Below are 13728 nucleotides of genomic sequence, written 5' to 3' on the forward strand. Positions count from 1 at the left end.
TTGTTAAAGAGCTTCACTTGTTGAGCGTTCCTTTTAAGTAAGGAGCCTCTCGAAGTGGACGGCCATTCTAGCGTTTTAATTCTCAGTGTCAAACACTTATTGGGAATTAATTTCTACTTTTTAAAAGTAGGAGCGATTAAACGCTTTAAGCTAGTTGCCTTACCAATATTCTGCGCTGAAGCCTTGTGGCGTCTGCCGTGTCAGTGAGGCAGCATTATAGAGATGCAGCTCTTATTGGCAAGCATTAAATGCGTTTTTTTATTGAAAAACGAGGTTAAGCGAAGACATTTCAACCAAGGGCTTATTTATACCACTTTCAACCCAAGTTTCGAACAAATTACCCACAACACCCTGTGGATAACTACTCGCCATTATCAAAAAAGTAAGATAAACGAGCCCTAGGGTTTAGATATTCTCTAACTTGTTCCGGTAACTTACTTGGATGAACTGCATTGACAATTTTTATCTCTTTAGTAAAGAGGTCAATGATCGGGGCTTGGGTTCTTGGCACGCTAGGATCATAGATCAGTACATTCGGGTAAAGCATGTGTTTGGCATTAACTGAAATCACTATTCCAATTGATTCATTTGAAAGCTGCACGACAGTGCCCGGTGGGTACACTCCCATAAACTTGACTAACAGACTCAAGTTATCCTGACTATATAGGTGTTTGCAGTTCTTATATAAATGAGAGAGTGCTAAGTAAGGGATCTTTTGCTGGGATTGCGCTTTACTGTGGCAAAGGTTATCAAATGCATTTGCTACCGCGACTATTTTTGCAAACTCATCTATACCATCTTCAGTTAAGCCTTCTGGATAACCTGAGCCGTCATTCATTTCGTGATGCTGACCAATAACTCTCTTCGCACTATCAGGAAAACCCTCAATAGCCGTGACTATATCTACCCCATACTTAGTATGAAGTTTGAGATAATTCGCCTCTGGCACAGTCAAAGCTGCCTGCTTTCTTAGTATCGCTACGGGTATCTTTATTTTACCTATATCGTGAAACAACGCGGCAAATGAAAGGTCTTTCAACTGTTGCGTATTGTAGCCTTTTGCTTTACCAATCATTAACGCAACAACAGAGACATTTAATGTATGGAAGTAAATGTCTTCAAAGTCAGCTTTTGCATTCATGAGATGCAAGGTTACGTTATCGTCACTCACTAGCGTTTCAACAATATCATCAACAAGAGCTTTAACCTCCCCTACCGCATCTAATGGGCGATTACGGATTTTGGTCATCACAGAACGCATTCGGGCAAGCGAACGTTCGAACTCTTTCTCGCAATGACTTACCCTACGACGGTAAGAGCTTAGAGTTTCGATACGCTCATGCTTATCTTTCCACATTCTTTCCGCTTCAAGACTTACTTGTAAATCAGTATCAATGTCTTGTTCACTCACATGGTTTGCGGGTAAAGGTGATGTATCGCTTTGGTTCGGATTTATATAGACGTGCTTAATCCCAAGATGTCGAATTACTTGTACTTGAGCGTCATCTTTGATTTTAAAGCTGTTAAGTAGAAATGGGTGTTCATTCCATTTTACTGGGAGTCGTACATGTAGACCGGGCTGAATGCGATCTACGGTAATCTTTATGCTGCCCATTTTTATATATAATATTGATCAATAATCTCTATTTATAATTCTAATAAAACCGAGCAGCAATTTCACTATCCCATTTCACAGGTTCAACTTAAAGAATCACAGTGCACCATCCAACGTATGCCGAACTTATCTTCCACTTTGCCAAACCGAGCTCCCCAAAACGTATCCGCCAAAGGTGTCATTATTCGCCCACCTTGCTTCAGATTTTCAAAGATTTGCTCTTGAGTCGCGGTATCCTCAGTAACAAGCGAGAGTGCAAGGTTGTTACCTTCGAGCTCTTTCGCTTTAACACCATCAGACATCATCAGCTTCATACCAAACGCTTCAAACTCTGCATGCATAATCCAATCAGGTTGAGCTCCCTCTATTACTTGTGGCGCATCACTAAAAAGTTGTTTCGATAAAACTACACCGCCAAAACATTTATGATAAAAATCCAACGCTTCGTTACAACGGCCATCAAAAAACAAGTAAGGGGTTACTGTCAGCATATATCTCTCCTCTATTATTCCTTTAAACATAGACAATAGAAGAGAGAATGGTAGGTAACATCATGATTTAAGATGATTAATTTATTAAGGAATAGAATTGTGGAGGGAAACGGTGTGGTTTAGGAATGAAACAACAAGATCTGACTGATTAAAAAAGCGTTTCTTTCGTTAAAATAAAGGTCAGCTTTTCTGTTCTCCAGATACAACAAAGCCCCGACCATTTCTGATCAGGGCTTTATCTAAATATGGTACCGGTAGGCGGACTTGAACCGCCACGCCCGAAGGCAACGGATTTTGAATCCGTCGTGTATACCAATTTCACCATACCGGCATTATCTTGGGGCGTTGCCCTTTCGATGTCTGGCATTATACGTATGCGAACTGATGTGGCAAGTATAAAAACTTGAATTCATGTGTGTTTGCCGATAATTTCGCCACTAAGTCATAAGCTGTGCGTCATGTCTCTTTTCACGCCAAGCCTTAGACTATATTCTGACGCCTAAATTTTTGAAGAAGTAATAACACCATGACATCAACAAACACAATGCCACCAGCAGGAGTAATGCGCCGATTTGGTGCCTTGTTCTATGACGCCCTTATCGTAATCGCTATTGAGATGCTGGCGGCTGGCGTCATTGTCGCTCTGCTGCATGCGCTCATGGCACTTGGCGCTTTTAACCATAGCGGTTATGCCGATGTTAGTGACTTCTTGAGCAACCACCCTATTTGGAGCCCTGCATATACCTTTTACTTAGTTGTAGTTTGGGTGTACTTCTTTGTGTTCTTTTGGACAAGAGCAGGTCAAACGCTAGGAATGCGAGCTTGGAAATTGCGCATTCAAAACAAAGATGGCTCCGCTATTACGGTAACCCAAGCGCTGATTCGCTTAGGAACTTCAGGATTTGGATTAGCAAACTTATGTGTTCCATTCGATCCTCAGAAGCGTGGCTTTCACGACATCTGGGCGAAGACCGAAGTAGTAGTGCTACCACAAGCACGATAACGCGATTAAACTTGCTACAGTCAAGATCAAAAAAGGAAGGCGTTATGCCTTCCTTTTTCTATTTACAGTTTCCGCCTCAAGAGCATTATGGCTATTCCGAGGAATACCACGCTCGGGGCTAGCGCACCCAAGGCCGGTGGTATTTGATAAACCAAACTGACCGGACCAAAGAACTCACTGGATATATAGAAGGTAAAACCTGCAATAACCCCCGAAAGAATCCTAGCTCCCATAGTCACACTTCGTAATGGACCAAAGATAAACGACAATGCCATCAACATCATGACCGCTATCGAAATCGGCTGAGTTATCTTTCTCCATAAAGCGAGTTCATAGCGTGATGCATCTTGCTCCGAGGCTTTAAGGTAGGAAACATAATCGTACAACCCACTTAAAGACAGTTCTTCTGGTTTAACCGTTACGATCGCAAGCTTATCCGGAGCGAGTGATGTTTCCCAAGTATAAGTTGGTAAGCTTTCTTTGGTAATCTGAAGCTCATTTTCGAAAGACGTGATCTCTACATCGTTCATAGTCCAAACGTTGTTGCCAACGTAATCGACTTCTTTTGAGTATATAGCTGTTTTCAGAGCCTTATTCTCATCAAAGCGCCACATATTCATACCATATAACTTCTGATCATCGATTTTGACAATGAAAATGAAGTCATTGGCATCACGTGCCCATACCCCACTTTGGGTAGAGATAATATTACCACCAGCAATCGATATAGTTCTTAAGTCACGAGCCATCTTCTGTGCTTGAGGCGCACCCCATTGACCAAGAAGAGTCACCACGATCATTAATGGAATTGCGGTTTTGAGTACCGATAGGCCAATATCTAACTTAGAGAAACCCGCCGCCTGCATCACCACCAGCTCAGAACTCGCAGCAAGCATACCCAATCCAATCAATGCACCAAGTAATGCGGCCATTGGAAAGAACATTTCGATATCACGAGGGACACTCAATAAAACGAAATACAGTGCTTGTAGTAGATCATAGGTACCACGCCCCACTTTTCTCAGCTGCTCTACGTACTTGATGATCCCAGAGAGACCAACAAACGTCACCAATACCAGTGACGTCGTTGCGATGATGGTTCTGCCTATATATAAATCGAGAATCTTAAACACGGCTTAAGCTAACCTTTTATTCTTGAATTTTTCTTTCAAACGCCTTACTGGCACGCTGTCCATAAAGTTTGCACCAATTGCGACAAATAACAATAACGCATTAATTGGCCACATGCCGACTACCGCAGGGATACTCCCCTCTTCAATCGAAGATTTGGTTGCACTGATTGCTAAGAAATAGGTTAGGTAAATTAGAATAGCAGGCCCAATTTTAGCGAAACGACCCTGTCGAGGGTTCACCGCCGACAGTGGCACAACAAGCATGGTCAACAATGGAATACAAAGTACCAATGAAATTCGCCACTGTAATTCCGCTTTCGCACTGTTTTCTGGATTACCAATCAGTTCGAGTGTAGGAATCGCTTCCCAATCTCGACCTTTTTTCTCAACTTCACGCTGACCAATTAAGCCTTCGTACTCTTCAAAGTGCGTCACCATATAATCAAGACGTGTCGGAACCCCTTCATGACGAGTGCCGTCATACATAACGATGACTTGGCGACCATCGCTCAGTTCTTTGACATCACCCGACTTAGAGAACATCACACTAGGCAATACCGAGTCACGTGGGCGCATTTGAGCAACGAACACATTTTCTAACTTATTACCGTCGATATCATCAATGAAAACGACAGAAGAACCATCCGGCGTGCCTTCAAACTTACCTTTTGGCAGCAGATCAACACTGTTCTCTGCAGCCACTTCTTCATACATTTGCTCAACTTTGTCTTGCGACCAAGGAGATAACCAAAATGAGTTAAAAGCGGCAACTGATGCGGTTATCAAAGCCAAATAAAGCGCAGATTGGATAAGGAATTTATTACCAATACCCGTAGCGTTCATTACGACAATTTCACTTTCAGCGTAAAGACGGCCAAAAGTAAGCAAAATACCAATATAGATACTGAGTGGAAGCATCAATAAACCCATCGCTGGCATATTTAGGCCAACAATCGACAATATGAGGCTCGCAGGAATATCACCATCAGAGGCGTCCGCTAAAACACTGATGAATTTTTGGCTGAGAAACACGAGAAAGAGAACAAAAAAGATCGCAAATTGGCTCTTGATTGTCTCGCGGATCAAATATCTAACAATAATCACGCTCAAATTACCTATACAAAACTTGTTTTTTTGATTGAATCACTATAATTTCCCGTTGAACCTTTTATTTTTTTAAATTTTTAGCTAAGTGTTAGCGTTCTTCTTTAAGGTTAGTTCCATTATAGGATCCAACAAGTAAGAACCCATTATCTAACATTTAGTTCGATTTGTCTTCAGGATGTAGGAGTACGCATGGAGTTCAGTGTAAAAAGTGGCAGCCCAGAGAAACAGCGCAGCGCATGTATCGTTGTCGGTGTATTCGAACCGCGCCGCCTTTCTCCAGTAGCCGAGCAATTAGATAAGATTAGCGATGGCTACATTAGTTCACTGCTTCGTCGCGGTGATCTAGAGGGTAAACCTGGCCAGATGCTGCTACTGCATCAAGTACCTGGTGTACTTTCAGAACGCGTTCTACTGGTAGGCTGTGGTAAAGAACGTGAGCTAGGCGAACGTCAATACAAAGAAATTATCCAAAAAACCATCAGCACACTAAACGAAACAGGTTCTATGGAAGCAGTATGTTTCCTTACAGAACTTCACGTTAAAGGTCGCGACACTTACTGGAAAGTTCGTCAAGCGGTAGAAGCGACTAAAGATGGTCTTTACACATTCGACCAATTTAAGAGCAACAAACCAGAGACTCGTCGTCCATTGCGTAAATTGGTATTCAACGTACCAACTCGTCGCGAGCTAAGCCTTGGCGAAAAAGCGATTTCTCATGGTCTTGCTATTGCTTCAGGTGTGAAAGCATCTAAAGATCTTGGCAACATGCCACCAAACATCGCAAACCCTGCTTACCTAGCTTCTCAAGCTCGTCGTTTAGCTGACGATTATGAGACAGTAAAGACTAAGATCATCGGTGAAGAAGAGATGGAAAAGCTGGGTATGACTTCATACTTAGCTGTAGGCCGTGGCTCTAAGAACGAATCTATGATGTCTATCATGGAGTACAAAGGCGCTGCTGATCCAAATGCAAAACCTATCGTTCTAGTCGGTAAAGGTCTTACTTTCGATTCAGGCGGTATCTCGCTTAAGCCTGGTGAAGGCATGGATGAGATGAAGTACGACATGTGTGGTGCTGCATCTGTATTCGGCACAATGAAAGCACTGGCGAAACTTAACTTGCCAATCAACGTTGTAGGTATCCTTGCGGGTTGTGAAAACATGCCAGGTAGCAATGCGTACCGCCCAGGTGACATTCTAACAACCATGTCAGGCCAAACCGTTGAAGTATTAAATACTGATGCAGAAGGTCGCTTGGTTCTATGTGATGCCCTAACTTACGTTGAGCGCTTTGAACCAGATTGTGTTGTTGATGTTGCTACGCTAACTGGCGCATGTGTTATCGCTCTAGGTCACCACATCAGTGGCGTTCTATCTAACCACAACCCACTGTCTCATGAACTTGTTAATGCTTCAGAGCAAGCAAGTGATCGCGCATGGCGTCTACCTATGGCAGATGAGTACCATGAGCAGCTGAACAGTCCGTTTGCTGATATGGCAAACATCGGTGGCCGCCCTGGCGGTACTATCACCGCAGGTTGCTTCCTGTCTAAATTCACTAAGAAGTACCACTGGGCTCACATCGACAGTGCAGGTACTGCGTGGAAGTCAGGTGCAGCGAAAGGCTCGACAGGTCGTCCTGTCTCAATGCTAGTCCAATTCTTATTGAACCGCAGCGGCCAAGAGACTGAAGAGCAATCTTCAAAATAATGAAAAGGGCCTACGGGCCCTTTTTTAATAAGCGCTATTTGTTAGACCCTGTTAACCAAGTAATATCGATATCCACGATTTTCAGTTCAAGTTTCGAGTGTTAAGTATGCAGACTGCCACGTTTTACATTGTGCCTTCAGACAGCCCGCAAGCCTGCGAAGATGGTTTTGCTCACTATGTGCTGTTTCTTGCTCAGCACTTTGCTAAACAAGGCGCTAAACTTTATCTCAACTGCAATGACAAAGAACATGCCGAACGTATCGCTGAGGTTTTCTGGCAGGTCGAACCCAATGAATTTATTGCACATAACTTAGTTGGCGAAGGCCCAAAGTATTCAACCAACATCGAAATTGGCTATCAAGGCGTAAAACATAATTGGAATCGCCAACTGGTAATAAATCTGGCCGATAATAATACAACCTTTGCGAACGCCTTTGCTCAGGTGATAGACTTCGTTCCTTGCGAAGAAAAAGCTAAGCAACTCGCTCGAGAAAGGTATAAAATTTACCGTCAGGCTGGATATCAGCTACAAACTATCGAGATTCAACATCCATAGTCAAACCTCATAGTTAAAGCTATCTTTGGATTTAGATTCAAGAAGCTTCACTTATGAAGTTTGACCACGATTAACCATTCACAGTATCCGTTATAAGAGCACTATGGAAAAGACATACAACCCAACATCAATCGAACAAGCTCTGTATAAGACTTGGGAAGAGAAAGGCTACTTTAAGCCACACGGTGACACATCAAAAGAAGCTTACAGCATCATGATCCCGCCACCGAACGTCACTGGCAGCCTACACATGGGTCACGCGTTCCAAGATACGATCATGGATACGCTTATCCGTGCTCAACGTATGAAAGGCAAAAATACTCTTTGGCAAGTGGGTACTGACCACGCTGGTATCGCCACTCAAATGGTTGTTGAGCGTAAGATCGCCGCTGAAGAAGGCAAAACAAAACACGACTACGGCCGTGAAGCTTTCATCGACAAGATCTGGGAATGGAAAGGCGAATCAGGTGGCACGATCACTCAACAACTTCGTCGTCTTGGTGCTTCTGTAGATTGGGATCGTGAGCGATTCACTATGGATGACGGCCTATCGGCTGCGACTCAAGAAGTGTTTGTTCGTCTATACGAAGAAGACCTAATCTACCGTGGTAAGCGCCTAGTAAACTGGGATCCTAAACTGCACACTGCTATTTCTGATCTTGAAGTTGAAAACAAAGACAAAAAAGGTTTCATGTGGCACTTCCGCTATCCACTAGCGAACGGTGTTAAAACGGCTGACGGCAAAGACTACATCGTCGTTGCTACTACACGTCCAGAAACCATGCTTGGTGATACAGGCGTTGCGGTTAACCCTGAAGATCCTCGCTACAAAGATCTTATCGGTAAAGAAATCCTGCTTCCTATCGTTAATCGTCTTATCCCTATCGTAGGTGATGAGCACGCTGACATGGATAAAGGCACGGGTTGTGTGAAAATCACGCCAGCTCATGACTTTAACGATTACGAAGTGGGCAAGCGCCATAGCCTACCAATGATCAACATCCTAACGTTCAACGGTGATATCCGTGATGCGGCTGAAATCTTCACAACTAACGGTGAAGAAAGCGATGTGTACTCAACAGATCTTCCAGCTAAATACCAAGGTATGGAACGTTTTGCTGCTCGTCGTGCAACGGTTGCTGAATTTGAAGAGCTAGGTTTACTTGAAGAGATCAAAGATCACGATCTAACCGTTCCTTACGGTGACCGTGGTGGTGTAGTTATTGAACCAATGCTGACTGACCAATGGTACGTGCGTACAGCACCTCTTGCTGCGCCTGCTGTTAAAGCCGTTGAAGATGGTGAGATCCAATTCGTACCTAAGCAATATGAAAATATGTACTTCGCGTGGATGCGTGACGTGCAAGACTGGTGTATCTCTCGTCAACTTTGGTGGGGCCACCGTATCCCAGCATGGTACGACAACGATGGTAAAGTTTACGTAGGTCGCACTGAAGAAGAAGTTCGTGAAAAGAACAACCTTTCACCGGTAATTGTTCTTAAGCAAGACAACGACGTTCTTGATACTTGGTTCTCTTCTGCACTTTGGACGTTCGGCACACAAGGCTGGCCTGAAGATACTGAAGCAATGAAAACATTCCACCCATCAGAAGTACTAGTATCTGGTTTTGATATTATCTTCTTCTGGGTTGCTCGTATGATCATGATGACCATGCACTTCGTGAAAGATGAAGATGGCAAGGCTCAAGTACCTTTCAAAACCGTTTACATGACGGGTCTTATCCGTGATGAAAACGGCGACAAGATGTCTAAGTCGAAAGGTAACGTACTTGATCCAATCGATATGATTGACGGCATCGGCCTTGAAGAGCTAGTAGAGAAGCGTTGTGGCAACATGATGCAACCTAAACTGGCTGCTAAGATCGAAAAAGCAACACGTAAAACTTTCGAAGATGGTATCGAACCATACGGTACAGATGCACTGCGTTTCACTCTTGCTGCTATGGCTTCAACTGGCCGTGACATCAACTGGGACATGAAGCGTCTTGAAGGTTACCGTAACTTCTGTAACAAGCTATGGAACGCAAGCCGTTACGTACTGATGAATACAGAAGAGCACGATTGTGGCATGTCACTGTCTGTTGAAGACCGTGCAAACATGGAATTCTCTCTAGCAGATAAGTGGATTGAATCTCAGTTTGAAGTTGCAGCGAAAGAGTTTAACGCTCACCTAGACAACTACCGTCTAGACATGGCGGCAAACACGCTTTACGAATTCATCTGGAACCAATTCTGTGACTGGTACCTAGAGCTAACTAAACCTGTTCTTTGGAAGGGTACTGAAGCTCAACAGCAAGCGACTCGTTACACGCTTATCACGGTTCTAGAGAAGACTCTACGTCTTGCTCACCCTGTTCTTCCTTACATCACTGAATCTATCTGGCAAAGCGTTAAGCCGCTAGTAGACGGCGTGGAAGGCGAGACCATCATGACTCAAGCGCTTCCTCAGTTTAATGAAGCTAACTTCAATGCTGAGATCGTTGACGACATCGAATGGGTTAAAACTTTCATCACCGCTATCCGTAACCTACGTGCGGAATACGACATTGCCCCAAGCCAAGGCTTAGAAGTAATGATCAAAGTCGCTGATGAGAAAGATGCAGCACGTATCGAAGCAAATAAGATCGTTCTTACTTCTCTAGCTAAGCTAGACGATATTAAAGTTCTAGCCGACGGTGAAGCGACTCCAGCTTGTGCAACCAAACTGGTTGGCAAATCTGAGCTGATGATCCCAATGGCGGGTCTTATCGACAAAGATGCTGAGCTTGCTCGTCTAGATAAAGAAGTAGCGAAGACTCACGGTGAGATTAAGCGTATCGAAGGTAAGCTAGGTAACGAAGGTTTTGTTGCTAAAGCACCTGAAGCGGTTATCGCGAAAGAGCGTGAAAAGCTTGAAGGCTACCAAGAAACTCTTGTTAAGCTTGAAGAGCAAAAAGCGACAATCGCAGCTTTATAATCCATGCGATAGTTTTTAAGTAAGAAAAAGGGCAGATAATAATCTGCCCTTTTTATTGTCTAAAATTCGGTGGTAATTGTTTGATTAATATAAATTACAACTAGATAACAATGATTTAGGCATTAACACTAACCTTTTTCACTAAACAACTAATGTACGTCCCTCAATGATTCAATCCGTTCACCCAGTTCAGGATGAGAACTGAGCCATGTGGGTAGTTCAGCATGTCCATCAGAACCTTTTCCTAACAATTCAAACATCTCAATCATAGCTTGATTAGAACCATGCAGCTCGATCATCGAATAGGAAGCAAATGAATCAGCTTCTCGCTCTGCATCTTGTGATTGACCATTATTTGCAACAAACACACCAAGACCAGTAAGGTTATCAATGATCCCAGAGCTTTCACCAGTCAAAGCCGCCACAGTTACTGATAACAAACTTGATCGAACCAATACCTTCATTACATGCTGGTGCTGAACATGTCCTAATTCATGTAACAAGATACTGTCTAGTTGCTCTTCCGTTGTAGTCAATCTAACGAGATCATCTAATACGATGATTGTCCCAGCACTCAGCGCAAAAGCATTGGCGCCAAGCTCTGAAGAACGAAAAACCAACTGTACATCGCCTTCAATACTCATTTTTTGCAGCTGCCTTTCAAAGCGCTGTCGAATGTGGCGCTGTCGTTCTTCCGACAGAGTGGAGCTCTCAAAGAACTGTTCATCTAAAGACTCTAAAACCTGATTTTCAACCAGCCTAGGCACCGAATCAGGTAGATAAGTGACTATTTGATGAGTTAACCACGGGATCCCATGAGTGAACATAGAAATAGTAAGTAACACGAGAACAACACTACTAACTAAGATAGCCGTGATGTTCTTCTCTAATTTACCTAAGAAATTATGTTTACCTCTGTCTCTCAAATAGGCGTCCAGCTCATCACTTTCCTCCGAGATAAATTGCCATCCATCTGGGAATTTGAGCTTTGTTGGAGCGGAGCCAACGCCTCGCATAATTTCAACACGTTCAAAATATGCAGAAACAATAGAGCCATCCACACTCAGGAGTAGTTTATCAGGGTGAGAGATATCTAAAATGGCCTCGCAGCGTTCAGAACTACGAGGCGGGTGTGCAACACCAGAGATCATTTAGCCAATACCAAGATCAACATTAAACGCTTGAGCTATTTCATCAGAAATAGCCGATTCCACATCAGACGGTTGGTCGTTTGCTACTAGTAAATCTAAGTTACCTTGAACATACGTATTCTCCGACAAGTAGTTCATCGTTCTTACCATCACCCATGGTCTAGCTAACCCGAGGGTAATCACTTGAAGTAAGAAGTTAGTCAAGACTAAAAACATGTAGCTTTTTATCGTTAATGTCGAAGCAAAACTTAACGTTGAATCGGCCTCATTTTCTTTTCCTTCAAGCACTAATTCAGAGAAGGTGTAATTTCTAATTTTAACTTGAATGTAAGCAGCAATCGCAATACTCATAACAATGAAAGCAAAGTAATAAGCAACCATCATTGAAGTCAAACTTCCGTTGTTAGCGATTTCGGATAACGACTCAGGGTTGCTGATCATGTTGAAGCCAACGGCACTGAAGAGAGCCAAGACGGCAACAATAGAGACAACCAGCCATGCAATCATACTGGTTAAGTATACTTTGAAATAAAAGCCATCTTGGTAATCAGCTTTAAACTGACGATCGCCATAGCGATAACCATTAGAAAAATAATTGGCGATACCGGCAAGTAGCCAGGATTGTAAATAAACATAAGAAGGTATGGATATTAAAATGGCGATACCACCAGCAATCATGTTCATTTGCATCGTAAATATTATTGCCATGATTGCCGTAAATACGCCGACACCCACAACAAGACCACGCCCAAGAATTGCCCAGTAGGCTCCGGAAACAGTACCATGGAAAGAGAAGTGAACATTTCGAAAGCTTGTCATTGCAGAATCAAAACGAGCATTACTGCGAGATAACAATGGTAACAATGCAAAAAAAACCAGTAATAAAACCAATGCAACCTGAGGAGCAAATTGATTACTGACTCCCCAAGCGACTACACAAATCAACGCAATGATTCGCCCTTTCAATATTTGCATGGGCTTACCATGATATTCAAAGCTATCACTACCAATAAATGTATTCCCATAAAAGTAACGTTTATTTCGAACTTTCGCCCAAGCCGAATAAATACCGAGCGTGATCACTGATAGTAGAATGTTAACAATCCATATTCCAAAATACTCTTTCCCTTTTCCACTAAAGAGAACCTTAGTTTCCAACTCTTTGTTTTCCATTTTAACTCCATCTGACGTTTATCATTAAACCATGCGCATCTTGGTGCGCATTGAGAGATTGCACGCTATAGAAACACGCCGTGCTAATCAATAACCTGAATGGATAAATCAAAGGGAGTTATCATAGTTTTTACAAATAATAACAAGGAGCTAAATAAGTCTTACTAATACATTTATCACTATACAGTTACATTCAACCAGAAATTATTTTACCCCTAGAATCCTTTGATAGGTTTCATCTATCGAATTAATCTCTACTTCCCATTAGATTTAATGATAATAATTCTCAATAATAGACCTATCGAAACAACACAACGATTGAGTAATTATCATGAAAAAGACACTAACCTTTGCCGCATTACATTTTACTATCGCATTTAGTGTCGCTTACGTACTAACAGGCGACATCTTAATTGGCAGCTTAATTGCCATGATTGAGCCCTCTGTGAATACTGTGGCCTTCTATTTTCATGAAAAGGCTTGGGCTCAAGTTCCAGCGCTTAAAGCTCGTCAGTGGATGACCAAATTAAAAACAGCAAGCTTCGCTACTATCCACTTTAGTGTTGCCTTTACCGTTGTCTACTTATTGACTGGCGATGCCTTTGTTGGTGGTGTGATGGCAACGTTAGAACCCGCTTTGAATTCCGTGGCTTACTACTTCCATGAGAAAGTTTGGCTACGAAAAGCAGAAAGCCAAACAACACAGCCACAGTTTTGTTTGCACCAACACGCTTAACCTAGAGAGTTTATTGTTGACATAGTTGCGATGCGCAATTAAATTATAGTTGTACATCGCAACCATATTGAGAGGC

The 13728-nt window shown here is 42.7% G+C and carries 11 protein-coding genes and 1 tRNA gene; 5 read left to right on the forward strand and 7 right to left on the reverse strand.

Going from position 1 to position 13728, the window contains the following annotated elements:
• Positions 1-361 precede the first annotated feature (361 nt).
• From AACR09_RS09145 to AACR09_RS09155, 3 genes are all read right to left on the reverse strand, one after another.
• Positions 362-1615 (reverse strand): HD-GYP domain-containing protein, encoded by a 1254-nt coding sequence (locus AACR09_RS09145; protein WP_102453395.1) that lies wholly within the window; start codon positions 1613-1615, stop codon positions 362-364.
• A gap of 83 nt (positions 1616-1698) precedes the next feature.
• Positions 1699-2106, reverse strand: coding sequence for a VOC family protein (locus AACR09_RS09150; protein WP_004735357.1), 408 nt, complete (start codon positions 2104-2106; stop codon positions 1699-1701).
• A 246-nt stretch (positions 2107-2352) separates the two neighbouring features.
• Positions 2353-2437, reverse strand: a tRNA-Leu gene (locus tag AACR09_RS09155).
• Between the two features lie 195 nt (positions 2438-2632).
• Between AACR09_RS09155 and AACR09_RS09160 the strand changes: the two genes are divergently transcribed.
• On the forward strand, positions 2633-3109 hold the full coding sequence (locus tag AACR09_RS09160) for an RDD family protein (protein ID WP_193834375.1): 477 nt from the start codon (positions 2633-2635) through the stop codon (positions 3107-3109).
• A 62-nt stretch (positions 3110-3171) separates the two neighbouring features.
• Here the strand turns inward: AACR09_RS09160 and lptG are convergent, their stop codons facing one another.
• Positions 3172-4242, reverse strand: a complete 1071-nt coding sequence (gene lptG / locus AACR09_RS09165; RefSeq protein ID WP_076646292.1) for an LPS export ABC transporter permease LptG — start codon at positions 4240-4242, stop codon at positions 3172-3174.
• 3 nt (positions 4243-4245) lie between these two features.
• Entirely contained in the window at positions 4246-5346 is a 1101-nt protein-coding gene (gene lptF, locus AACR09_RS09170) for an LPS export ABC transporter permease LptF (protein WP_004735336.1), read from the reverse strand.
• A 192-nt stretch (positions 5347-5538) separates the two neighbouring features.
• Here lptF and pepA point away from each other — a divergent pair, with 192 nt between their 5' ends.
• The 3 genes from pepA (at position 5539) to AACR09_RS09185 (ending at position 10592) form a co-directional block, all read left to right on the forward strand.
• Positions 5539-7059, forward strand: a complete 1521-nt coding sequence (gene pepA, locus AACR09_RS09175) for a leucyl aminopeptidase (protein ID WP_004735335.1) — start codon at positions 5539-5541, stop codon at positions 7057-7059.
• A 106-nt stretch (positions 7060-7165) separates the two neighbouring features.
• The gene (locus AACR09_RS09180; RefSeq protein WP_017078776.1) at positions 7166-7615 is read left to right on the forward strand and encodes a DNA polymerase III subunit chi; all 450 of its coding nucleotides are present in this window, start codon (positions 7166-7168) and stop codon (positions 7613-7615) included.
• Positions 7616-7718: 103 nt separating this feature from the next.
• Positions 7719-10592, forward strand: a complete 2874-nt coding sequence (locus AACR09_RS09185) for a valine--tRNA ligase (protein WP_012604855.1) — start codon at positions 7719-7721, stop codon at positions 10590-10592.
• Between the two features lie 149 nt (positions 10593-10741).
• On the opposite strand, the gene AACR09_RS09190 is transcribed toward AACR09_RS09185, so the two are convergent.
• Both AACR09_RS09190 and AACR09_RS09195 read right to left on the reverse strand, forming a co-directional pair.
• Positions 10742-11743, reverse strand: coding sequence for a M48 family metallopeptidase (locus AACR09_RS09190; protein WP_102444458.1), 1002 nt, complete (start codon positions 11741-11743; stop codon positions 10742-10744).
• The gene (locus tag AACR09_RS09195) at positions 11744-12916 is read right to left on the reverse strand and encodes a YjgN family protein (RefSeq protein ID WP_017083742.1); all 1173 of its coding nucleotides are present in this window, start codon (positions 12914-12916) and stop codon (positions 11744-11746) included.
• Between the two features lie 331 nt (positions 12917-13247).
• On the opposite strand from AACR09_RS09195, the gene AACR09_RS09200 reads away from it, so the two are divergent.
• Positions 13248-13652: a DUF2061 domain-containing protein gene (locus tag AACR09_RS09200; RefSeq protein ID WP_017089966.1), complete on the forward strand. Its 405-nt coding sequence runs from the start codon at positions 13248-13250 to the stop codon at positions 13650-13652.
• The last annotated feature ends 76 nt before the right edge of the window (positions 13653-13728 follow it).

It is taken from the genome of Vibrio sp. OPT20 (assembly GCF_963889365.1).
Taxonomy (GTDB): Bacteria; Pseudomonadota; Gammaproteobacteria; order Enterobacterales; family Vibrionaceae; genus Vibrio; species Vibrio splendidus.